The organism is Flavobacterium sp. KACC 22758 (assembly GCF_028736135.1).
Taxonomy (GTDB): Bacteria; Bacteroidota; Bacteroidia; order Flavobacteriales; family Flavobacteriaceae; genus Flavobacterium; species Flavobacterium johnsoniae.
This window is the reverse complement of record NZ_CP117878.1, coordinates 928185-950973: the sequence shown is the minus strand read 5'-3', so window position 1 is coordinate 950973 and position 22789 is coordinate 928185. Positions and strand designations below refer to the sequence as shown.

At 33.2% G+C, this 22789-nt stretch carries 27 protein-coding genes and 1 tRNA gene; 16 read left to right on the top strand and 12 right to left on the bottom strand.

Annotated features, from left to right (window positions below; all coding sequences use genetic code 11):
- The first annotated feature begins 297 nt into the window (after positions 1 to 297).
- Positions 298 to 1500: an alkaline phosphatase family protein gene (locus tag PQ462_RS04225; protein ID WP_274252472.1), complete on the top strand. Its 1203-nt coding sequence runs from the start codon at positions 298 to 300 to the stop codon at positions 1498 to 1500.
- A gap of 177 nt (positions 1501 to 1677) precedes the next feature.
- Here the strand turns inward: PQ462_RS04225 and PQ462_RS04220 are convergent, their stop codons facing one another.
- The 5 genes from PQ462_RS04220 to PQ462_RS04200 all read right to left on the bottom strand — a co-directional run bounded on the left by PQ462_RS04220 (position 1678) and on the right by PQ462_RS04200 (position 6738).
- On the bottom strand, positions 1678 to 2517 hold the full coding sequence (locus PQ462_RS04220) for an oxidoreductase (RefSeq protein WP_274252471.1): 840 nt from the start codon (positions 2515 to 2517) through the stop codon (positions 1678 to 1680).
- A gap of 92 nt (positions 2518 to 2609) precedes the next feature.
- On the bottom strand, positions 2610 to 3518 hold the full coding sequence (locus PQ462_RS04215) for a helix-turn-helix domain-containing protein (protein ID WP_012023915.1): 909 nt from the start codon (positions 3516 to 3518) through the stop codon (positions 2610 to 2612).
- A 221-nt stretch (positions 3519 to 3739) separates the two neighbouring features.
- Positions 3740 to 5269 carry a SulP family inorganic anion transporter gene (locus tag PQ462_RS04210; protein ID WP_274252470.1) on the bottom strand — a complete coding sequence of 510 codons (1530 nt, stop codon included), beginning with the start codon at positions 5267 to 5269 and terminating at the stop codon, positions 3740 to 3742.
- A gap of 235 nt (positions 5270 to 5504) precedes the next feature.
- Positions 5505 to 5717 (bottom strand): hypothetical protein, encoded by a 213-nt coding sequence (locus PQ462_RS04205; protein ID WP_121362169.1) that lies wholly within the window; start codon positions 5715 to 5717, stop codon positions 5505 to 5507.
- Positions 5718 to 5748: 31 nt separating this feature from the next.
- Positions 5749 to 6738, bottom strand: coding sequence for a DUF6268 family outer membrane beta-barrel protein (locus PQ462_RS04200; RefSeq protein ID WP_274252469.1), 990 nt, complete (start codon positions 6736 to 6738; stop codon positions 5749 to 5751).
- Between the two features lie 181 nt (positions 6739 to 6919).
- Here PQ462_RS04200 and PQ462_RS04195 point away from each other — a divergent pair, with 181 nt between their 5' ends.
- The 4 genes from PQ462_RS04195 (at position 6920) to PQ462_RS04180 (ending at position 10070) form a co-directional block, all read left to right on the top strand.
- Entirely contained in the window at positions 6920 to 7918 is a 999-nt protein-coding gene (locus PQ462_RS04195; RefSeq protein ID WP_274252468.1) for a sensor histidine kinase, read from the top strand.
- Positions 7891 to 8604, top strand: a complete 714-nt coding sequence (locus PQ462_RS04190) for a LytR/AlgR family response regulator transcription factor (RefSeq protein WP_274252467.1) — start codon at positions 7891 to 7893, stop codon at positions 8602 to 8604. Before PQ462_RS04195 ends, PQ462_RS04190 begins: the two co-directional genes overlap by 28 nt.
- A gap of 246 nt (positions 8605 to 8850) precedes the next feature.
- The gene (locus PQ462_RS04185) at positions 8851 to 9624 is read left to right on the top strand and encodes a DUF1883 domain-containing protein (RefSeq protein ID WP_274252466.1); all 774 of its coding nucleotides are present in this window, start codon (positions 8851 to 8853) and stop codon (positions 9622 to 9624) included.
- A 59-nt stretch (positions 9625 to 9683) separates the two neighbouring features.
- Complete coding sequence (locus PQ462_RS04180; protein ID WP_274252465.1) at positions 9684 to 10070, top strand: hypothetical protein; 387 nt, start codon at positions 9684 to 9686, stop codon at positions 10068 to 10070.
- 153 nt (positions 10071 to 10223) lie between these two features.
- Here PQ462_RS04180 and PQ462_RS04175 read toward each other — a convergent pair whose 3' ends face one another.
- A complete protein-coding gene (locus tag PQ462_RS04175; RefSeq protein ID WP_149208377.1) occupies positions 10224 to 10505 on the bottom strand; it encodes a hypothetical protein in 282 nt (93 codons plus the stop codon).
- A 236-nt stretch (positions 10506 to 10741) separates the two neighbouring features.
- Positions 10742 to 11158, bottom strand: coding sequence for a DoxX family protein (locus PQ462_RS04170; protein ID WP_274252464.1), 417 nt, complete (start codon positions 11156 to 11158; stop codon positions 10742 to 10744).
- Positions 11159 to 11451: 293 nt separating this feature from the next.
- Here PQ462_RS04170 and PQ462_RS04165 point away from each other — a divergent pair, with 293 nt between their 5' ends.
- Positions 11452 to 11916: a hypothetical protein gene (locus PQ462_RS04165; RefSeq protein WP_274252463.1), complete on the top strand. Its 465-nt coding sequence runs from the start codon at positions 11452 to 11454 to the stop codon at positions 11914 to 11916.
- A 232-nt stretch (positions 11917 to 12148) separates the two neighbouring features.
- Here PQ462_RS04165 and PQ462_RS04160 read toward each other — a convergent pair whose 3' ends face one another.
- Positions 12149 to 12841, bottom strand: a complete 693-nt coding sequence (locus PQ462_RS04160; protein ID WP_274252462.1) for a S24 family peptidase — start codon at positions 12839 to 12841, stop codon at positions 12149 to 12151.
- Between the two features lie 92 nt (positions 12842 to 12933).
- Here PQ462_RS04160 and PQ462_RS04155 point away from each other — a divergent pair, with 92 nt between their 5' ends.
- The 6 genes from PQ462_RS04155 to PQ462_RS04130 all read left to right on the top strand — a co-directional run bounded on the left by PQ462_RS04155 (position 12934) and on the right by PQ462_RS04130 (position 17599).
- Complete coding sequence (locus tag PQ462_RS04155) at positions 12934 to 13161, top strand: hypothetical protein (RefSeq protein WP_274252461.1); 228 nt, start codon at positions 12934 to 12936, stop codon at positions 13159 to 13161.
- A gap of 319 nt (positions 13162 to 13480) precedes the next feature.
- Entirely contained in the window at positions 13481 to 14710 is a 1230-nt protein-coding gene (locus PQ462_RS04150; RefSeq protein ID WP_274252460.1) for a TMEM143 family protein, read from the top strand.
- A 162-nt stretch (positions 14711 to 14872) separates the two neighbouring features.
- On the top strand, positions 14873 to 15574 hold the full coding sequence (locus tag PQ462_RS04145; RefSeq protein WP_274252459.1) for a gasdermin: 702 nt from the start codon (positions 14873 to 14875) through the stop codon (positions 15572 to 15574).
- Between the two features lie 88 nt (positions 15575 to 15662).
- Positions 15663 to 16211 carry a DUF2199 domain-containing protein gene (locus PQ462_RS04140; RefSeq protein ID WP_274252458.1) on the top strand — a complete coding sequence of 183 codons (549 nt, stop codon included), beginning with the start codon at positions 15663 to 15665 and terminating at the stop codon, positions 16209 to 16211.
- A 48-nt stretch (positions 16212 to 16259) separates the two neighbouring features.
- On the top strand, positions 16260 to 16724 hold the full coding sequence (locus tag PQ462_RS04135) for an Mpo1 family 2-hydroxy fatty acid dioxygenase (protein WP_073407764.1): 465 nt from the start codon (positions 16260 to 16262) through the stop codon (positions 16722 to 16724).
- Positions 16724 to 17599, top strand: coding sequence for a class I SAM-dependent methyltransferase (locus PQ462_RS04130; protein ID WP_274252457.1), 876 nt, complete (start codon positions 16724 to 16726; stop codon positions 17597 to 17599). Before PQ462_RS04135 ends, PQ462_RS04130 begins: the two co-directional genes overlap by 1 nt.
- Before the next feature lie 59 nt (positions 17600 to 17658).
- Here PQ462_RS04130 and PQ462_RS04125 read toward each other — a convergent pair whose 3' ends face one another.
- Positions 17659 to 18447 carry a zinc-dependent peptidase gene (locus PQ462_RS04125; protein WP_274252456.1) on the bottom strand — a complete coding sequence of 263 codons (789 nt, stop codon included), beginning with the start codon at positions 18445 to 18447 and terminating at the stop codon, positions 17659 to 17661.
- Between the two features lie 62 nt (positions 18448 to 18509).
- Between PQ462_RS04125 and PQ462_RS04120 the strand changes: the two genes are divergently transcribed.
- The 4 genes from PQ462_RS04120 (at position 18510) to PQ462_RS04105 (ending at position 21074) form a co-directional block, all read left to right on the top strand.
- The gene (locus PQ462_RS04120) at positions 18510 to 18944 is read left to right on the top strand and encodes a hypothetical protein (protein ID WP_274252455.1); all 435 of its coding nucleotides are present in this window, start codon (positions 18510 to 18512) and stop codon (positions 18942 to 18944) included.
- A 63-nt stretch (positions 18945 to 19007) separates the two neighbouring features.
- Positions 19008 to 19610 carry a dihydrofolate reductase family protein gene (locus tag PQ462_RS04115; protein WP_274252454.1) on the top strand — a complete coding sequence of 201 codons (603 nt, stop codon included), beginning with the start codon at positions 19008 to 19010 and terminating at the stop codon, positions 19608 to 19610.
- Between the two features lie 27 nt (positions 19611 to 19637).
- Positions 19638 to 19832 carry a hypothetical protein gene (locus PQ462_RS04110; protein ID WP_274252453.1) on the top strand — a complete coding sequence of 65 codons (195 nt, stop codon included), beginning with the start codon at positions 19638 to 19640 and terminating at the stop codon, positions 19830 to 19832.
- 39 nt (positions 19833 to 19871) lie between these two features.
- The gene (locus tag PQ462_RS04105) at positions 19872 to 21074 is read left to right on the top strand and encodes an outer membrane protein assembly factor BamB family protein (protein WP_274252452.1); all 1203 of its coding nucleotides are present in this window, start codon (positions 19872 to 19874) and stop codon (positions 21072 to 21074) included.
- A gap of 111 nt (positions 21075 to 21185) precedes the next feature.
- Here PQ462_RS04105 and PQ462_RS04100 read toward each other — a convergent pair whose 3' ends face one another.
- From PQ462_RS04100 to PQ462_RS04090, 3 genes are all read right to left on the bottom strand, one after another.
- Positions 21186 to 21800 carry a DMP19 family protein gene (locus tag PQ462_RS04100; RefSeq protein ID WP_274252451.1) on the bottom strand — a complete coding sequence of 205 codons (615 nt, stop codon included), beginning with the start codon at positions 21798 to 21800 and terminating at the stop codon, positions 21186 to 21188.
- Between the two features lie 190 nt (positions 21801 to 21990).
- Positions 21991 to 22064, bottom strand: a tRNA-Arg gene (locus tag PQ462_RS04095).
- Positions 22065 to 22127: 63 nt separating this feature from the next.
- Positions 22128 to 22577, bottom strand: a complete 450-nt coding sequence (locus tag PQ462_RS04090; protein WP_012023891.1) for a GatB/YqeY domain-containing protein — start codon at positions 22575 to 22577, stop codon at positions 22128 to 22130.
- Positions 22578 to 22789: the final 212 nt, after the last annotated feature.

Here is a 22789-nt window from a genome sequence, read left to right as displayed (position 1 = left end):
ACGAATTATTTTTCTTTTCAGCCACAGATTACACAGATTAAAAGGATTTTTATTTTATGCAGATCATAGATTATAAAAATAAAATTAATCTGCTTGAATCTGTAGAATCTGCGTGAAAAATTTTTAGTGTATCCAATAAAGAAATCTTTTTAATCTGTGAAATCTGTGGCAACTTTTTACAAGCAAAATCATTCGTGGAAATTAGTGCAATTCGTGGCAGCCTTTTTTTATTTAACATTCTCTTTTTATTTAAAAAATCTGTTATATCTACCTTTGCAGGTATAATAAATTCAAAAAATGAAAAAGCATTTTACCTCGCTCCTGTCTTTAATTTTTCTTTTACTTTCATTCTTTTTACAAGCCCAAAATACCAAAGACAATTATGTTGTTTTAGTTTCTATGGATGGTTTTAGATGGGATTATGCCAAGCAGTTTAATCTTCAAAATCTGCCGCAGATTGCTAAAAAAGGTGTTCATGCAAAATCGATGAAACCTTCTTATCCTACCAAAACTTTTCCAAATCATTACGCTATTGTAACAGGACTTTATCCAGATCATCACGGAATTATTAATAATGTTTTTTACGATGCTGATTTAAACGAATCGTTTTCATTGTCAAGTAAAGCAAAAAGTGATTCTCGTTTTTATGGCGGAAACCCTATTTGGAATGTCGCTGAACAACAAGGCGTAAAAGCTGCTTCTTTCTTTTGGCCGGGATCTGATATTGATAAAAGAAATCCAAGTTATTACAAAGATTATGATAATAAAATCCCGTACGGAGCGAGGATAGACACAGTTCTAAAATGGCTGCAGCTTCCGGAAAAACAAAGACCTCATCTGGTTACTTTATATTTTGATGAACCAGATCATTCAGGACATAATTTTGGTCCGCTTTCGCCTGAAACTAAAAAAGCAGCAACAAAAATGGATTCTATTATGGGAGAATTATCCCGTAAATTAGATCAACTGCCTATTGGAAAACAAATCAATTTAATTATCGTTTCAGATCACGGAATGGCCGATATAAGCAATGATAAAAAAGTAGCGGTTCTGGATTATTTAAAACCAGAATGGCTGGGTTACAAAGATGTAATTAACCCAATAATGAGTCTGCAGGCCAAAGCCGGTTATCAGGATTCTATTGCAAATGCTTTGAAAAAAGTACCGCATATTAAATTCTGGAAATCTAGTGAAGTTCCTGAAAGACTGCATTACGGAACTAATCCGCGTGTACATGACTTTGTTATTGAAGCTGAAAAAGGATGGAGTTTAGTAAGCAAAGAAAGCACTCATATAAAAGGCGGAACTCACGGTTACGACAATGAAAACAAAGATATGCACGCTGTTTTTTATGCAAAAGGACCTGCTTTTAAAGTAAATAAAGAAGTTAAAACCTTTCAAAACGTTTCTGTTTACCCTTTAATAGCACATATTTTAGGTTTGCAGATTGATCAAGTTGATGGGAAATTAAGCGATTTAAAATCAATGCTGGCTAATTAGAAAATGAATTGAGTGTCATCCTGAGCGAAGTCAAAGGACGTTCCAATTGGTATGCGGGCTTCGACTTCGCTCAGCCTGACAAACTTATAAACACAACAAACCCGACAGGTTATAAATACCTGTCGGGTTTACTATTTGGATAAATTAACACCAATCGTTATAAATATCATTATCTAATCAAAAGCCAGTAGAAACAGAAACTGCTTTCCATGCTTCCAATTCGCTTTGTACACTTGCTATTTTTTGGTTTGCCATATTATAGGCATCTTCCCCTAAAAACAAATGCAGAGGCGGATTTTGATCCTCGCTTGCTTTAATCAAAGCTTCAGCTAATTTTACAGGATCTCCCGGCTGATTTTGGTTGATATCTTCCTTGTGTGCACTTTCAGACTGTCTTACTTCTTTATAATCTGCAATTGGGTTTTGAGGCAGTAATAAAGAACTGTCTTTTAAGAAATCAGTTCTAAAATAGCCCGGATACACGATTGTAGCATGAACTCCAAACGATTTTACTTCTGCTGCTAAAGATTCTGTTAAACCCGCAACTGCAAATTTTGTAGAACAGTAAATTCCCCAGCCTGGAAATTCCCCATAATAACCTCCTACAGAAGAAATATTAAAGATATGTCCAGATTTGTTTGCACGAAGAATTGGCATTGTATTTCTAATTACATTCAATAATCCGAAAACATTTACTTCGTAGTTTTTTCTTGATTCTGCGTCTGTTAATTCTTCCAATGCTCCCAATAAACCATAACCGGCATTATTTACCAAAACATCAATTGTTTTAAAATGATTGATAGTTTTGTCGATTGCACTTTTTACACTTTTCTCGTCAACTAAATCCATTTCAAGAGGAAGAAAATTTTCAGATGAATTTCCTAATACTTTTACTAAAGCCTCTTCACTTCTTGATGTTGCAGCAACTTTAAAACCTTCTGCTAATAATTTTTTAGCTAATTCTAATCCAAGTCCTTTTGAAGCACCTGTGATAAACCAAACTTTTTTATTGTCCATGATTTTAATTTTTTACGTTATTAATTACAGGACAAAGGTATTGGTGAAGTACTTCTTAAATATTGAAACAATCAAACAAGAAGTTACAAAAATCAAACAATTTCTGCTAAACGATAGTTTTTAGGCGAAACCTGAACATTTTTCTTGAAGAAATTGATAAAATGAGACAATTCTTCGAAGCCTAAACACCACGCAATTTCATTAATATTCCAATTGGTTTGTTTTAGCAGAATCATAGCTTCCTGAATAATTCTTTCAGAAATAATCTGTGAAGTTGTTTTTCCCGTTGTTTCTTTTAATGCTTTATTCAAGTGATTGACATGCACATTTAACTGATTGGCATATTCTGAAGGCGAACGAAAATTAATTTGCTGCGTAATGGATTCAATTGGAAACTGACGTTCTAGCAGCTCCAGGAATAAAGAAGAAACTCGAATTGTAGCATTTGATTTACTGTATAATGAAGCAGTTACAGTCTGCGTTTTGAGCGCAAGGTGAATAATTTCAAAAACCAGATTTCGGAGTACATCATATTTAAAAGCATAATCTGAATTGATTTCTTCCAGCATTCTAAGATAAACTGTTTTTAAAGATTCGGCCAGTTCTTTAGAAACCGGAACAACAGGATTACCGCCGGGCTGAAACAAAGGATATTCTTTTAAATTTCCAAACTGGCTAAAAAAAGCATCTGTAAAAATGCAGAAAAATCCAGTTTGATTCTCATCAATATGTTCCCAGCTATACGGAATCTGCGGATTTGCAAAGAACAAAGCCTGATCTTCGATTGCCACGACTTTGTCAGCATAATGCACTTTGTTTCTGCCCACGATCAAACTTATTTTATAAAAGTCTTTTCTAGTATAAGGCAATGGATTACAAGTACTCCCGATATAATCATCCAATTTAAAAACATTAAAATGTCCGATCTCTTTTTTAAGATTTTCGGGCATCCCTTTTATTTTTACAGTGTAAAAATCTTCTAAAGTTTCTGTTAGTTTCATTTTGCAAAGTTACAAAAATCAATCTTTGATTAATTAGATAATTTGCCAATTAGAAAATGAGATAATTATTAATATAATGCATCTCTGTAGAGACGCACCGCAGTGTGTCTATGTCTTGTATCAAACATTGTGGTTACGTTGCGTAAGACGCACTCCGGGGGGTCTCTACAATATACGTTGTCAATATAATTTTCTAATTGACAAATTTTCTAATTATCAAATTAACTAACCACTTTATAGGTAGGATCTTCAATAACATTAACGTTAATTACCGCATCGGCGTTTTTAAGTAACTGTCTGCAGTCTGCACTTAAATGTTGCAATTCTATTGTTTTATTTTCCTGACGGTATTTTTTAGTCAAATTGTTCAATGCTTCAATAGCCGACATATCTGAAACACGACTTTCTTTAAAATCAATTATAACATGTTCCGGATCGTTCTGTACATCAAATTTTTCCAGAAAAGCGGATATCGACCCAAAAAATAGCGGACCGTAAATTTCATAATGTTTTATGCCGTTTTCATCAATAAATTGTCTCGCACGTATTCTTTTGGCACTTTCCCAGGCAAAAACCAAAGCAGAAATAATCACACCAATTAAAACCGCCAAAGCCAGATTGTGCAATACGATTGTAATTAACGCCACCAGAATTCCCACGAAAATATCGTGTTTAGGCATTTTATTTATAATTCTGAAACTCGCCCATTCAAAAGTCGTAATGGCTACCATCATCATAACGCCTACTAAAGCTGCCATTGGCAATTTTCCAATTACGGGCGCTCCAAAAAGTATAATTAATAAAATCGTCAAAGCAGCAATAATTCCCGAAAGTCTTGCTCTGGATCCTGCACCCAGATTTACCAGCGTTTGCGCAATCATTGGGCAGCCGCCCATTCCGTAGAAAAAACCGTTTAAAATATTCGAACTTCCCTGCGCAATACATTCGCGATTGCTGTTACCGCGTGTTCCGGTAATTTCGTCGACTAAATTCAGCGTAAGCAAACCTTCAGTCAAACCAACAGCCGCAACAATTACCGAATACGGAAAAATGATTTTTAAAGTCTCAAAAGAAATGGGAATATTAGGTATATGAAATGGAGGAAATCCGCCTTGAACAGAAGCAATATCTTCGACCGTTTTGGTTTCGATATTAAAAACAATTACCAATGCAAAAACCACCATAATGGCAACCAGAGAAGCCGGAACTGCTTTTGTAATTTTAGGAAAAACAAGAACAATTGCAACTGTAAGCGCAACCAAACCCAGCATAATATACAAAGGAGTTCCCTGAAGCCATGAAACCTGACCGTTTACTACGGTTTTAAACTGTTCCAGCTGCGACATAAAAATTACAACAGCCAATCCGTTTACGAAACCAAACATTACAGGCTGAGGCACTAACCGGATAAATTTTCCAAGTTTAAAAAGTCCTATACAAATTTGCACCACACCGCCAAGTGCGACAGCAGCAAAAACATATTCTATGCCATGCGATTTCATAAGAGCAATCAAAACGATTACCGTTGCTCCTGCTCCGCCCGAAATCATACCGGGTCTTCCGCCAAATATGGCCGTAACTAATCCGGCAATAAATGCGGCATATAAACCAACCAAAGGCGGAAATCCAGCCAAAATAGCAAATGACAACGATTCTGGAATCATTGTCATGGCAACAGTTAAACCTGCTAAAATTTCGTTTTTATAATTTACCTTTTGGGAGAAATCGAAGAGTTGGAAAGCTTTTTTCATATGGCACAAATGTAAAAAATATGCCCGAAAACAACGCAAACCTTTTCAGCATAAAAAAAGCAATAATAAGAAACAGCTGTTTTATTAACAGAATTGTTTTAGAAGCAAAATGAACAGCGAAAGAATGAAACTTGTCATTGGTGTTGGTTTTATTTTAGATGAAATTATCGTACAAAACTATTTATAAAGCTAAATATACGGCTGCGTATTTTTACCTGTTTTGTGTAATAAAATGTTAATCTAATCGAATACAGGTATAGCCCAGACAATTTACATAATCGATAATATCATTACACTGAGGTTCAACACCTTCTACTCGTAATATTTTATCGCAGTCTTCGAGATCAAAATTAATTTTATAATCCGGAAACTGATTTTGAATAACAGCTATAACATAATTCTTTTCTGATTCTTTCTGGACATTTGTTTTAAAAACCTCAACAATCATAACTATTTATATTAATTCTTAAACTCCTGAATTATTTCTTCTGAAAAAGATTATACGATACACCAATTCTAACATATCCCTGTGCATCTTCTTTCTGATCGTATATATAGCGATTCGTGCGTTCGCCTTTTTTGGTAATACGTGCACTTACAACATTATTAACACCGCCTTTTACAAATGCTATTATTTTTGGCGTAAAGCAATATTCGTAGGTAATTCCGGATTTTAACTCGAGCTGATTTAGTTCGTAAACGCCATTTAAATTTGAGGAGTTTAAATTTAAGTAAAAACTTTCAGTATTCAATTCAGTACCAAATGAAATTCTTCCGTTTTCTAACAATTCCCTTCTAAACAACAAACGCTGCGGTAAAATAAAATCCATATCCCATTTTGAATCTTTAAATTTATGATTGACCGAAAAAAGCGGTGTAACCGGCACAATAGACGACGGGTCCAGCAAAGCCAAAGCTCCCAAAGTAATAGTTGTGCTTGGCGTTCGTTTCAGCACTATAACTACCGATGCAAATCCTTTTAAACGCTGAAAACCATCTTCATCTCCGTCAACTGTTGCTGTAGCATTATAAATAACCGGTTTTTTAAAAAGCGATGTCATATAAGTTGCACTCAAAGAACCTCCCCACAAATGCAGTTCCTGACGATCCCGCGAATAAGTCTGCATACTTGTATAATTGTAAATATCGCCAAACTCATACGTTTCATATTTATATCGAAGAGAAGTTGTTAAAACAAACTGCTTTGATTTTGAAGCATAAAAAGGCAGATTAAAAGCTGCTTTAAATCGGTTGTGGCTTTCGATTCGTCCTCTTTCAAAATTATTTCCAAACAAATCAGAATTGTAATTAGACGGCCCTAACTGTTCGTATTGCACATCAAAAGTTCTTGTTGTTGGAAATTTATCTACAATGGCTTTACCAAATGTTTTAATTCCCGGTTCTTTTTCCTGAGCGATTGTATGCAGCGATATAAATACAATTAAAACCGAAGTGATTCTTGATTTCATAAATGGATTATATAAGTTTTGTTAGTGGATTGTAATTGAAATTCGGGATCAAAAGTAACTTAGCAGTTCCTATTATAATAGAATATTTATACCAGTGGCGTATCATTTATACGAATGGCGTTTGTATAAAATATAGCCTGCAAAGCGCTATAAACTATAATATTAAACTAATTTTGCAGTTATGACAATTTCCAAAATTTATCAAAACTTTTTTCTGCGAAATCTACTCGTAAATACCCTGGTTTACTTAGTTATTTTAGCCTGTGTGTATGACGAAATAAAATTAGACGGTCACAGCTGGTCTTATATTTTAAGTAAAATTGCCCTAGGTTATTTTCCCTGTATTGTCTGGATTACCATATTTAATATCTGTATTATCAAACCAGTTTTATTTAGAAAAAAAGCTAAGCTTTTCTTTACTCTGCTTGTGGTGTATTGGACTTGTTTTTACTTTTTTATGAATTGGTTTTTCCCGCTTGTGGGTCTTGGAAATTTTAAAACACTCCAGATATTATCGCTTATTATCAACGGAATGTTTTTTTATTTTATGCATGTCGTTATCACAAAAAAAATAATGGATGCTGATAAGGATATTATGAATTTCAAGTCAGAACTTTCGTTTTTAAAACAGCAGTTAAATCCGCATTTTTTGCTGAATGCCATGAACAATCTTTACGGAGAATCTCTTTCTGAACCGGATAAAGTTCCAGACCGAATCCTGAATCTTTCAGACATGCTGCGCTACCAGATTGAAGCCACAAAAAAAGATTATGTTTTAGTTGAAGAAGAAATTGCCTTCGTAAAAAAATATATTGAATATTACACCTTTAGAAACGAACGCTTAAACGTAACCCAGAATTTTGAAGGTGCTTTTGATGAAATCGAAATTCCGCCTTTATTCTTTTTACCTTTGGTAGAAAATGCGGTTAAATTTTCTGCCGAAACTGCCGAGCCGTTTATTATTTTAGATTTAAAAGTAAAATGCCAGAATTTGTCTTTTACGATAAAAAACAATTATCTCGATTCGGGTTCGCGTCTTTCGAGCACCGGAATTGGAATTGAAAACCTAAAAAGGCGTTTAGAAGTTTACGGCTTAAAACACGATTTGAGCTGTAAAAAAGAGAAAAATATGTTTGTTGTAAAATTAAGTATATGGCACTTACCTACCGCTGTCTTATAGTCGATGACGAATCGCCGGCGCACAAAGCGCTCATTTCGCACATCTCAAAATTTGACGAACTGGAACATTCCGGAAGCGCTTTTAGCGGTATGGAAGCTCTAAAACTGCTTAACGCCAACCAATACGACATTATTTTTCTGGATATTAATATGCCTGTAATTTCGGGTGTAGAATTAATGGAACTGCAGCCCAACCGACCGCTTACAATTGTAACCACTGCTTATTCTGATTTTGCGCTTTCGGCTTACCAAAACGATGCGATCGATTATTTACTAAAACCCATTTCGCCTGAAAAATTTGCCAAAGCTATAGAAAAAGCCAAAACCTATTTCTCTGGCAACAGCTTAAAAAAAGAAAGTAATACAAACTCAAAAACTTTTTCTTACCGCTTAAACGGACAAACAATTGATATGCCTCTTTGTGACATTATTTATATCGAAAGTCTGGGCAATTACATGAAACTTTACAGCACAAAACACAATTTACCCCACATTATTTACGGTTCGCTTTCGAGCATTGCCTCAGAAATTGACAGCACAAGCTTTGTACAGGTACATCGTTCTTATATCGTAAATGCAAACAAAATCTCGGCAGTTACTTTTAAAAATCTTACCATGTCAAATGGAGAAATTATTCCTGTGGGAAGGAAGTACCAGATTTTATTGGATAATCTTTCGATTAGATAATTTGTCAATTTAGATAATTAGATAATTAGATAATTTTTGAAAAGCTCAACTTTTTTAGGTTGGGCTTTTTTGTTTTTATTGGTTTTGTAAAATGCGTAGAAGTACTTGTTGATAAGATTTTTTTTATTGATATAATTGTCTGGTAATAAATTTATTGAATTATGGTTTTCCGTAATTCAAAAGAATTGATTTTTATAAAATTTGCTATAAATTCAACAATGAATATTTACTTAATAAACTAAAAATATGAATTTCACACATTATGATTTAGGAAGAAAAGAACGTGGACAAATTATTGAAATTACACTATCTGGGAGCGCGGCCAATGTTAGACTTATGGATAGTTCCAATTTTCAAAATTATAGAAATGGAAGAAATCATAGATATACTGGTGGATTAGCCAGAAAATCTCCTGTTCGACTTAGTATTCCCAGCACAGGAAACTGGCATATTACAATTGACATGCAAGGATTAATAGGGACGGTTCGATCAAGTGTAAGAACTTTACCTAGCCCTTTACCGAATATTAAAGAACCCGCACTTTCTTCTGTACCGTCTTTAGTGCATAAAGATGACTTTTTCCCAAATGACACTGAGAACATTGAAAAAGAGTACGATGTATTCATATCACATGCATCAGAAGATAAGGATGAAGTTGTTAGACCTTTAGCACATGCCTTAAAATTAGAAGGTTTAAAAGTATGGTATGACGAGTTTGAATTAAAAATTGGCGATAGTTTACGTAGGAAAATTGATAAAGGACTAGCAACAAGCAAGTTCGGAATCGTAGTCCTTTCTAAAAATTTTATACAAAAAGGTTGGACAAATTATGAACTTGATGGCATCATAACTAAATCAATAAGTGGAGAACAAATTGTTTTACCAATTTGGCATGAAATAACAAAAAAAGAAGTAATAGATTTCAGTCCATCACTAGCTGATAAATTAGCACGAAATACATCATCTTATACTGTTGAGGAGATTGCACTTGAAATAGCCGAAGTTATTCGAGAATCATAATCCTTCAACCTATCTTATTTATTAGTTATAAAAAATTAATCTCTATAATACCAACTAAAATGAAATCAATAAATATATTATTTTTAATATTCATTTTTAATTTTGCCAATGGACAAGAACTGAAATCACATTCTTTTATAAAAAAAGAATCTAATATTGTAGACAAAACGCAAGAAACGAAAATAACGATAACTGACTCCGAAATTATATTAAAAAATTACTCAAATAATAATACAAAAGATCTAATCAGAAGAATTGAAAGATCAGAAACAAAAGCATACAATGGTATAAATTCTATTTGGTACTATTGTATTGCTGTAGAAAAAGATATTTTCAGAAGTGAATATAGAAAAAGTATATTTATCTATGACAAATTAGGTAAAACTCTAATTTTTGCAGATTTTCCTTCTGAAGTAGATGTAACATGGACAAAGTTTTTACTGTAATTCTTTTAACGCTTCCTCCTAAAGCAATTAATCTCCCCGCTAGCGCGAGCGTCTCGCTCGTGAACACCAGCAATAGAAAAATCTAATCTTTCAAACTAAAACACAAAAAAAGCTCCGCATTAACGGAGCTTTTAATTTTTAGAATAACAAAACCTAAATTGCTTTAACCATTAGTACATTATCGCAGGCTTTTTGAATTTGTTTGTCTGTAAACTGAGATAAAACTTTAACCAAATCTCTGCTGGTTTTAAGACAGGTTAGCATTTTTTGCCTTAAAATGAGATCGTTCCCAAATTCGGTATTGAGCAATACTTCGAAAACTTCTTGCAAATACATGGGGTGTTTTTGAAATTCGCCGTCGTAACTTAAGTTTGAGACGAAAATGGCTACTGACCGCATTACGTCGCGGTGTGTTTTTTGATTTTCTTTTGTCATGTCGAAAATTTTTAAACGCACGAATCCCCCGCTTTAGATGTGACAAAATACCCGTGTTAAGGATAGATTTACTAGCCTTTCGGTTTAAACTACTCATCATGGCGAGGGATCCGATTATGTTAACTTCTATGAAGTTTTAATAATATATCCAAAGTATTTTGTCGATGACAAACGTACAAAATTAAAGCTATACAAAGAATAAAAAAATAAGATATTTTCTTACAAAATATATTGCTTTAGTATTTCCTTTTAAAGTACGTAATCGCCCCTGTCGACCACAAAGCCAGAAAGATTAAAACAGGCTGAAAAAACAATCTTATTAAACGCGCCTGATCTGTATCGAGTCCAAAGGCAGGTGTTTTGTTTAAATATTGGGCGATATTTCCAGGAAAAACTAAAATGTAAAACACAGCCAGCGCTATGCCTACAAATACTTTATATCGTGTTAAAAATAACATACTAAGTCCCAAAGCTATTTCTACAACTCCGGAAAGAATTACAACAAGGTCTTTATCCAGCGGCACCCAATTTGGAACCTGCGCCTGAAAATCGGCTCTTTGAAAAGTAAAATGTCCTATTGCTGCTGTTATCATAAAAAGCCCCAATAGGATTCTAAAGAAATTCTGCGTTTTAGTTGTCTGTATATTTTCCATTTTCACATAATTGGTTTACGAGTTAAAATCATAAAAATCTTCTTTCAAATTTATAACATTCAGCAGTAAAATGCTTTGCATATTCTTTACAGAATAGTTATTGAATATCCATGTTTAAATTTAATGGTTTGAAGAAATAAAAACACAGCCACACCAGAAAAGTATATAGTTCAAGAAAGTACAGATTTTTGTTAAAAATCTTTCTTCCTAAAAAATAAGACCTATAAAATAATTTTCTTACATAAACTAAGTATCTTCGCACTCACAAACCACTAACCAAAATTTTCAACAAAATGTTCTTTTTTAATTTATTTAAAAAATCAGATTTAGAATGCCCCAGATGCCTCGGAAAAGGTTTTGTAGACTGGGAGGATATTCGACGTTTAAATAAACAATTAAAATGGGTTCCCGCGCCTTGTGCCTATTGTAATGCTTCGGGAAAAACTACTCCCGAAATACTTTCAAAAGTTCCTGTAGATACTACTTACCTCACGATTGATTTACCCGAATCTGAAATAGAAAAAATTAAAAATGCTGATCCTGAAACTCTCGAAAAAGGACGTCAAAAAGAACTTTTTGTAGACAACCTTATACTATATGCCCTGCACCATTATCAAACCAAAAACATGGATGCCGAAAGTATTGCTGATTTGTATCTAAAAACCGAAGAAGAAGCAGCTTTATTTTCATTAGAAAGAGAAAACCTGATACAATACATCGAAAGAGTAATTGAATTAAAAAAATCTGAATTTAATTAATCTTTTGCATCTTTTATACCTTAATATGCAAAAAACAGGTATAAATACGCTGTGTCTAAACATTATTTAGGCGTATCATTGCATGCAATAATTTTTTTAATTTTAGAATATAGTTTTTCGCAAGAAAGCTTGTTAAATTTTGTCACTTTTTTTTTGGAACAAGAAAGTGGGATTTCAAATCGCTGGTAACGATTAGAAATCCCACTTTTCTTTTTGAATCCTGTGTCTAAATTTAAAACAAAGAATTAACCCTAACTGATGCCTTTACCAATGCAATAGCTTTTATGCTGCTAATTGGATATTCCAGCGTTTGATAATGCGAATTATAAGCCGTAAACTGTGCGTATCCTTCGCGTTCAGATTGTTTTAAATATCTAATTAAGAAAAATTCATTATTATCGCTGCTTACGTATATTAAGTACATTTCGCCCCAGATAATATTGTTTTCCAGATTATCTATTTTTTTATAGACCACAATATCGCCGCTTTTTAACAGCGGATACATACTATCGTCTAATAAATACAAAGCCCCGTCGTATTGAGAAATTCTGGGAACATTTAAAAAACTTATAGGTCTTTGAGAATTCGTTTCTCCAAGCAAATCAGCAATTTCTGCCGTAGTTTCGACATCATAAACCGGAATATTACGGCTTTGCGTTTTTTCTGTTTTTCTATAAAATGCCCGTCCTTCATTTACAGTATCATATAAAAGCATATCGCCATTGCCTTTTAAAAGCCATTCTGAGTTAATATCAGGGTATTGATGTAAGATATTTTCTAATTTATCTACACCAATCGTTTTGTCATTTTTTAACTGACTGGCAAATGAGCCATTAGACATTCCCACCACTCTTTCAAACGCTCTAATTCTAATACCTTTGTAATCCAAATACTGTTTAATCCTTTTAAGTGTATTTTCCGCCATAGTTTATTTTTATTTTATAAAATATCTTACAATTATTTGTAACTAAGAAATATCTTACATATATTTGTCTTACTTTTAATACAAAAAATGCAATGGACAAAAATATAAAATCTCAGCCAAGTTACAACCAAGAAGTGTTAAAGATTATTAAAGAAAAACACGGTTATTCTTACGATTATATTCGAAAATCCATTAGAGGCGACCGTACAGGCATTATATGCGACATTATTAAGGCAGAATATAAAAGGCTGGACAATGAATATAAAATAGTACGAGAGAGTCAGGCCAAAAGATTAAGAGAGGAACAAAATAAACTTTAAAATACAATTTTCCAGGGAACCGTAATAATCCAAAAACAATGGTCTGCTCTTTTCGCCAGGAGTATTCATAAAATGTGTTTAGAAACCCGCTATCTTTCGAAATACGTTATATGAGAGGCCTTAAATCTTAATTACAATAGATTACAAAATTGGGCAGGCAGCTAATCCGGGCTTGCCTAATGTATGTCCCTAGGAAAGCAAAGCCGTAAAATCATCTTACGGCTTTTGTTTTTATACAGCATTAAAGCTTCAAAAAACTTGAAACAAAAGCATATCTTTGCGGCATCCGCGCCTAAAACAAATTAATGCCCTCATTGATATGACACGAGAACATTATATTCCCTTTAATAAGGAATTTTTACTCGAACAACAAATTGCAGCTTTCGCCGAAGACAAACAAAAGGCTGATGATTTTAAAAAATTATTCGAAATTATCGAACATTATTATCATTACGAATCTTTTAATCTAAACCGAAACTTAAAGCAAAACTATGCTTTATATGATCCTGATTTAAGCGAAAGAGAACGTGAAGGCTTTATTGGCAAAAGCGATTTTTCTATCTTCAAGAACACACTGCTTACTGTTTTAGAACGCGGCAATTATTACCGAATCGGCGAAGAAACTTTAAAAGAAGCCTTTGAGGAATCTGATTTGATTGGTTTAAATCTCACAATCGATTTTAATGCTTTTAAAGATTACGAATTGTATGCCCGCGGTCATCATAAAGCAAAAGAAAAGGTCAAGAAATATTTTTTCTGGAAAAAAGAAGTCGAAATCGAATATTACGATCGGGTACTTATTTACCTCAATTACAGCGATGCCGATTATCTGGCAGCAAAAAAAGTTAAATTAGGCAAAATGCCAATCGATCCGGGTTCTATCGCATTAAAAATTTTTAAGCGTGTTCCTAAAAACGACCTTGAAACCATTTTTCCAAATGCAGTTCCAAAAATGTCTTTTAAAGACAAAATGCTGCTTTGGGTTCCGGGTGTTTTTGGTGGTATTTCATTATTAAGCGCCAAAGTAATTCCGGCTCTTCTAAATATGTATGAAGCTTACCAAACGGGCGAAACGATCGATTTATTAAACAGTAAAACATCCTTAAATCAAGGATTAATTGCTTTGGGAATTCTGGCAGCGTATTGTTTCCGCCAGTACAATAATTTCATAAACAAGAAAATTCGATATTCTAAAACACTTTCAGACAGTTTGTATTTTAAGAATTTAGGAAACAACAGCGGTGCTTTTTATTCGCTTTTAAATTCATCTGAAGAAGAGGCATTAAAAGAAACCATTTTAGCCTATACCTTTTTACACGAAAGCCCGGTTTCGCTGACTGCCGAAGAACTGGATTCTCAAATTGAATCCTGGTTTGCTTTAAACTTAAAAACCGAACTGGATTTTGATGTAAACGACGCATTAATAAAACTAAAAAGTATTGGTCTTGGAATTGAAAATGACGGAAAATGGCAGGTTGTATCGCTAAAAGAAGCATTGATAAAAATTGATGAATTATGGGATAACGTTTTTGAATACAACCAGAAATAAATCCTTTTTTATTCATTTTTAAGCACCAATAATAATACATTTTTTGGAAGGAAACTTCATAAGCAATCCGTAATTTTGTAAGAACAATTGCCGTTTTTAAATTATTTAAAACTGCAGCGGCTTACTAATTAACGAGCCCGATAACTTTAAAGACCCCAAAAAATGAAACTTACCAATTTTTTAAGCGACCAGGGCTATGATATAATTCAGGGTCCCATTAGAAACCACAAACCCTTACAATTATGGCTCAAAAAGCCTTTTGATGAAGCACAGCTTTATTATGCCCATATTGAACATGCTTTTAAAAGCAGTATCGTATTAAATGAAATTGAAAATCCGGCATTAAATATTAATTCCACTCACAAAGATGATTACGGATTCAATATTGGTATAACACTTCTTCAGCAGATCATGGAGACTTTAGGCCTAGGAAATTTTGAATTATCATCAAAAATTAAATCCGGGAAAAAAGTAACCATAAGTTATGACAATTCCGTCACCAGAGAATATGCAATTGGAAACCTCGAAGATTATATGTACGGAGCTGATTTTCTGCATCCAAATCCTTCTCTTCTAAAAAATGCCAATAGAAATTATATTCTTGTAATAAGCGGTATTGTTTTCGCAAAAAATGTAATTGTCGATATCGAAACTGATTTTGCTTTAGATACCAATTTAACTGCCAGCTTAAACGAAATTGCCAGCGGTAAAGCCGATTTTTCGATTAACGCGCAAAAAAAGCTCAAAATGGTTTCAAATACTGATACTCTTTTTCCAATAGCGGTTAAAGCCAGCCGAATAGACTTCGATAAAAGCCGATTTAAAAAGCTAAAATTAGTAACTGATACCAGTGATATATTTTAATTTTAAAAAAGCATTTTAATTAAATAAGTACAGAAAATGAAAGCTTCTGTACTTATTTAAAATATTATAACTCACAAAAAAATATCTTTTGAAACTATCCAATTCTTCTCCAAACGAAACAAATTCAGGTTACACATGTTCTTGCTGCGGCGAAATTTTCGATGAAATGCCTTTATGTTTCGGCAATGAATTTCCGGCTTATTATTATGCAGTTCCGCCCGAAGAAAGAGAACAGCGAATTGAATACGGCGGCAGCTGGTGTTATGTAGATGAAGAACATTTTTTTCACCGCGGAAGATTAACCATCCCGATAATTGATTATCATGAGGATTTGGTTTTTAATGTATGGACCACAATAAGCGAAGATAACTTTTGCCTGAGAATGGATTTGTGGGAAGACCCAAACCGCATAAACCAAGAACCGTATTTTGGCTGGATGCAGACTGATGTTCCTACATACGGCAAAACTATTTCTCTTAAAACAATTGCCATTGAACAAGAACTGGGATTGATTCCTGAAATAAAAATGATTGAAGAAAACCATCCCTTAACTCTCGATCAGGAAAATGGAATTACTTTTGAAAAAGCAACTGCTATTGTAAATGAAATAATGAAAATAGAGCACGGTAAAAGCTAAGATAAATTTTACTAGATTTACGGTAACTAACCTTATAAAACCAAAACAATGAGAACATTAGACCAATGGTTTGCCGAGTATGCCGTAAGTCATCAAAATCCAAAAAACAAAGCGATACACTACATTTGCGTGCCGGCAATTTACTTTTCTATAGTAGGTTTACTAATGAGTATTCCGAGTGGTATTATTGCCAATACTTTAAAACTAAATGCGCCTGTTATCGAAAACTGGGCTTTTGTAGTTTTGCTTTTTGTGCTTATTTTCTACATTCGATTATCTATTGCGATGGCAGTAAAAATTGCTCTGTTTTCAGGAATTTGTCTTGTTGTTAATTATTATATCGGGCAGATTTTCCCTTTATGGGCATTCTCGATTGGCGTTTTTGTAATTGCCTGGATTGGGCAGTTTTACGGTCATAATATCGAAGGCAAAAAACCGTCTTTTTTAAAAGATCTTCAGTTTTTATTGATTGGTCCGGCTTGGGTTGTCGAAAATTTATTTTCCAGAAAATAATGAAAGCTCAAAAAACCAGCAGAACAGCTCAATACATGGCTTTTTTTAGAGCGCTGGAAACTAAACGAAATCAAAAGGACAGAATATTTTCTGACCCTTATGCCATACATTTTGTAGATTCTAAATTAAGGCTCGCTGTTCGTTTGTCTCAATATTCTGTTTTCTCAAAATACATCAACCATACAATTAATAAAAAAATTCCGGGCGCTTTATCTTCTGGAACTGCCAGAACAAAATATATTGACGAACTGCTTAAAACAGCAGTTTCAAATGGCGTACAGCAAGTTATAATTTTAGGAGCAGGATTTGATACCAGAGCGGTGCGTCTTGACTTTTTAAAATCTATTCCCGTAATTGAAATTGACCACCCCAATACGTCAAATTTTAAAGCCGGAATTTATAAAAAACGTATAGGCAGGATTCCAGAAAATGTTACTTTTCTTCAAATCGATTTTAACAAGCAAAACCTGGACCAGCTGGCAGAAGAAAATAACTTAGATTTTTCTAAACCTACTGCCGTTATATGGGAAGGCGTAACCAATTATTTAACCGAAGAAGCCGTAAAAAGCACCTTTTCTTTCATTTCTAAGTTTACCCAAAACAGTTACGTCATATTTACTTATGTGCATAAAGAAATACTCAAAAATCCTGAATTATTTTTAGGCGGAGAAAAACTTTTAAAAGATCTGGAAAAACTAGAGGAACACTGGACTTTTGGTTTTATGCCAAATGAGCTGCCAGAGTATTTAAATCAGTTTAATATTCAGCTTCTGGAAGATTTAGGAGCCGATGAATACCGTCAAAAATTTCTTCCTGATCGTGCTGAAAAAGGATATGAGTTTTACAGAACTGCTTTTGCAGTAAAAAAGGTTTAAGTCAATTTAGTAATACAGCGGCAATACTTCCCTGACTTTAGAAATGATTAACTAAAATTTTAAACCTCTTCTTTAAAATTAATCATGGTTTTTACATTTTCAAACAGCTCCGGGAATTCTTTCTTAAAGATTTCCGGAGTTTCAAAAAAATGTTCCAGAATTACGGCAAGAAATTCAAACTTGTTTGTATACGCATAATCTCTAAAATATTGTTTTTCCTTAAGCTTATTTGTTAAGTCTTCCTTATCAAAATATTTTTCTATTTCGGTAAATTCATCATAGAATATTATTGCATTAGGATCTGCTCTTTTTCTGGAATGAAAGTGCAGAACATGTGTAAATTCATGCAGCCCGAGATTAATATTATCTTTTGTCTGATGTCCGCTCAGGAAATCTTCCCATGAAAAAACAATGGTTTTCATTCTCGGGTTATATTCTCCTTTATGATATGCATCATTAATGGTTGAGTAATATACAGAAGGATAAATGACAATATTCTCAAATAAATGAATGAGATAAGTTCGCATTCCAAAAGTCAGCATTACATAAGTTCCGGCAATGATGAGTTTCATTTCCTGTGTAACTTCAATATCTTTTCCGTCAAAATTATAATTATCAATGAAACACTTCACCCGATGTTCAAAATAGCCTTTCTTTTTATCTGAAAGACTGAGGTAAAATGGAAATTCACGGCGTAAAATTGTTTTATCGGCACCATTCATTTTATTCAAAATGGGATGCCAAAATATAAACAACGGTTTATTAAAAAGCAGTAAATAAGTTGGTTCAATAATTCTGAACACGATTATTAAACCAAATAAAATTCCACCTAAAAAGAGAAAAAGCATAGTTTTAATTCAATTAAAAAAACAGAAAGCTTTATTGATCTCTGTTTTGCTAAAATATAAAATTGAAATTAAATATTTCTTTATATTCGCTTGATAATCTTAAAACCAGCTTCTTAAATCATATTTACCTTATTATGAAGAATATCAGCCAGATTGAATTACCAAAATACAATACGCCTAATTATGAATTAATCGAAAACGGAATCTATTTTGACAAACAAGATGGAGATTTATATGTTTTTGCCGTAACATATGAGTTAGAAGAAAATGAAGATTCTCAATATCCGTTAGAAGATATTCTGGACGAATTCTATCTGCATGTTTCTGATTTTGTTGACGAAGATGCTTTTAATACTTCAAGAATTGTAACACTTGAATTAGGCGGTGATTTAGAAGATGCTCAAAAAGCGGTTCAAAATCTTATTGGAAAACGCGCTTACAATGCAGAAGATATTGATGAAGACGGAAGGAAATATATAAAACTGGTTATTGAATAAAATTTTATTTACCTCTCAATATATAAGTTTATTAAATTTACATAAACACAAAATCAATATATTATGAGAAAAATAATTGTTTTGTCGATGATTTCGCTGGATGGTGTAATGCAGGCTCCGGGCGGACCAAAAGAAGATAAATCAGACGGATTTAAATATGGAGGATGGACTGCACCTTATGGCGACGAAGCTTATAGCAAAGCTGTAAAAAATGAGCTAAAACCAGCAGATTATCTTTTGGGCAGAAAGACTTTTGAAATTTGGGAAGATTACTGGCCGAAAAACGCAGCATTTTGGCCCGGCATTAATGAAGGCAATAAATACGTTCTTTCTAAAACCAGAAAAAAATCAGATTGGAAAAACTCTATCTTTATCAAAAATCTGGCAGAAATAAAAAAACTAAAAGAGACAGAAGGTTTAGATATTCAGGTTTGGGGAAGCAGCGAGCTGATTCATTTACTGCTCAAAAATGATTTAGTAGATGAAATTAGATTAAAAATTCATCCCTTACTGCTTGGCAGAGGGAAAAAGCTTTTTGACGATAATGCACATCCGTCAGGATTTGAATTAATCGAAAACACTGTTACTTCGACCGGAGTAATTTTAGCCAGTTACAAACGCGCCGGAGAAGTAAAAACAGGAAATGCAGGAAAAACTATTAAATAACCAATTATAAATCAAAAACATCAAAACATGGAAAACAAAAATAATGTGCCGGTATTTACGTTTAGTATTGTAGCTATAATTGTAGGTGCAGCATTGTACAAACAAATTGACTTTGAAAATTTAAAATTTGAAAAACCTGCCCTGGCAATTGTGTATTTGATTGTTTTTGTTTTTTCGGTTTTTGTTTTAATTAAAAATTTCAGGAAGAAAACACAGAAATAAAATACCTGCTTAAAAATCACCCAAATCAAAATTTCAAAAATGAAAAAAACACTAGCACCATTTTTACTTGCATTTATTGCTGTAAATATGTTTGGACAAGCGCCAGCCAGTAAAACTAACAATGTCAACACTAAACTTCCCGTTGCTGAAATGGTTGTTAACAAGGCTTTTAAACCAGTTAAAAAAATCCCATTAGACGGCGAATCAATGCTTATTTATGATTACGACGGCGCACTTTTTTCATTTGATTTAGAAACCGAAACAATTAACTGGACTGTAAAACCTTCAGTTGCTAATACGGAAATGTGCGGCAACAAAGTTACACTGCAGGATGGTGTTGTGTATGTTCCGTTTATTAATGGTGAAATTTTTGCTGTAGACAATCAATCTGGCGAATTTTTCTGGAAATCAAGACTGGGCAATATTACAGATCAAATTATACTAAAAGATCAGGCTCCAACTATAAGTAATGGAAAACTTTTTATCATTGCTCAAAATCAAAACGGAAGCAGTAATCTTTATGCTCTTAACATAAAAGACGGAAGTCTGGCATGGAATTACAAACTAGACACTCCAAATAACGACATTCAGACATTAGTTTTTAATAACAAAATTTTTACTCAAAGCGGTTCAACTGTTTATAGTTTTGAAGCCGATACAGGAAAAGTACTAAGCCAAAAAAGCTTTGAGGAAGCCATGACTGGAAAACCTGTAACAGATGGTGAAAATGTATTTATTGCAAATGAAAAAAATGTGCTTTTTGCATTAAATCCTAATAACCTTGATATTGTATGGGAATTTAAATTAGATGAAAGTCAATACAATACAAAGGAACGTATATTGTGCCATGACAAAAAAATATATTTAGCAGCACAAGGGCCTCAGTTTTCTTCTATATATGCTGTTGATTCAAAAACAGGAAATCAGCTTTGGAAAACCGATTTTAAGGATGATAATATCGAATACATTCTTAAAGAAAGTGAAAACATTTGGGGATACACTCGTAAAAAGAAACTTTTTGAGCTGGATTTAAATAATGGAGAAATAGCATTTGATGCAAAATTAACAACCCTGCCTGTTTCAAATATTGAATTCCCTGACAATGATGATAACTTACTTTATTATTACTGCGATGCCGGTTTAATTCAGTTTGATTTAAAAGAAAAAGACGAAAACGTATATTATATGCGAACTTCACTTAAAGACAATGTTTACACTGCTTATCTAAAAATAATTCGATAATAAAAAAGAAGGCTTCTCTAATTGAGAAGCCTTCTTTTTTAGATTTTACTATTAATTTAACACGCAATAATATTCAAAAAAGCATCTCTAGAGATTAATGCTTCAGTAAAATTAATCAACAAGTTCTTTTTTATGTTTTCTGATGTAGTCTACAAGCAGTTTTTCCAGATTTTTAGTTTTATTCAAGTCAAAAAATTCATCATCAAACTCCTCTAATGGGTCATCCACAAACTTTTCCTGATACTTTGTGACTCTTTCATATTCTTTTTCAAAAGTTTCATTAGCGCGCTTTGTTAAGTCTGCAAATTTGTGAGCTCCAATAAGATGTAAAGCCTCTGGCAAATGTTTGTAATACATCCCGCCTGCATTGTTGTAAAACTGATTATAACCGCCATTATTTACTTCTCCTCTTAACAAACGAACCATGTAAACAGCTTGTTTTGATTTATTCCAGGACGACGTTACGACCTCATATTCGTTGTGATGCTGACCTGACAGTTGTGTAGAAAAAACTGTAGAAACTTCATCTAATAAATATTTGTCTGAAGTTCTGTCAATATTTTCTTCCGTCAAATACATATTAACTTTGTCTTTTGATGTCTCAATTTTTTTTTCTTCCATTACAGTGACAATAATCTCACCGTTTTCTTTTTTTGTCTGCCCTGAACATCCAAAGAAACTTAAAATTGCTGTAAAAAATCCCATAATTATTAATGTATGTCTCATTGATGTATTTTGTTTAAATTGATAAATTAGAACAATATTCAGCAGATGGAGTTATATTAAGTTTAATTCCAGCTCAATTTCGGTTTTTTTATTAAGGTTTGCAATAATAATTCAGAGTAGTTTAAGTGAATTTCAAGGCATAAAAAAAGCCTGCAAATAAATATTTTTGCAGGCTTTTTTAGTTTTAAAGTGACCCCGGAGGGGTTCGAACCCCCAACCCTCAGAGCCGAAATCTGATATTCTATCCAGTTGAACTACGAGGTCAGTTAATATTAGATTTATGATTTTAGTCCCGACAGCTATCGGGACTAAAATCTAAAATTATATTTATGATAATAATTTTTTCACAATTGTAGAAATGGTTTTTCCTTCAGCAGTTCCGCCTAATTGAGCAGATGCTAATCCCATAACTTTACCCATTGAAGCAATTCCAGAAGCGCCTGTTTCTGCAATGATTTTTGCAATTACAGCTTCTACTTCTTCTTCGCTTAACTGAGCCGGTAAAAACTTCTCTATTACCGCTACCTGAGCCAATTCTGGTTCAGCTAAGTCAGGACGGTTTTGCTCTGTAAAGATTCTTGCGCTTTCTTTACGGGTTTTTACTAATCTTTGAAGTAATTTAATTTCTTCGTCTTCTTTTAAATCTTCTTTAGATCCTGAAGCTGTCGAAGCTAATAATAATTCAGATTTTACTGCTCTTAATGCTTCTAATGCTACTGTATCTTTTGCTTTCATGGCCGTTTTGATCTCGTCCATGATCTTTGCTTGTAAACTCATCTTTATATTTTTTTATTTGAATAAGCTGTGCTTATAAATTGATTATTAACCAGGTATTTTTTATTTTAAATAATATTCTAGTTGTCAGGCTGAGTCCATTCGGCTTTGCTCAGGATAAACTTTGTCGAAGCCCTTTCCGACAAGAAACCCTTCGACTTCGCTCAGGGTGACAATATTGTCTTTAAAATACTAATTTAAAAGTCAAATTTCTA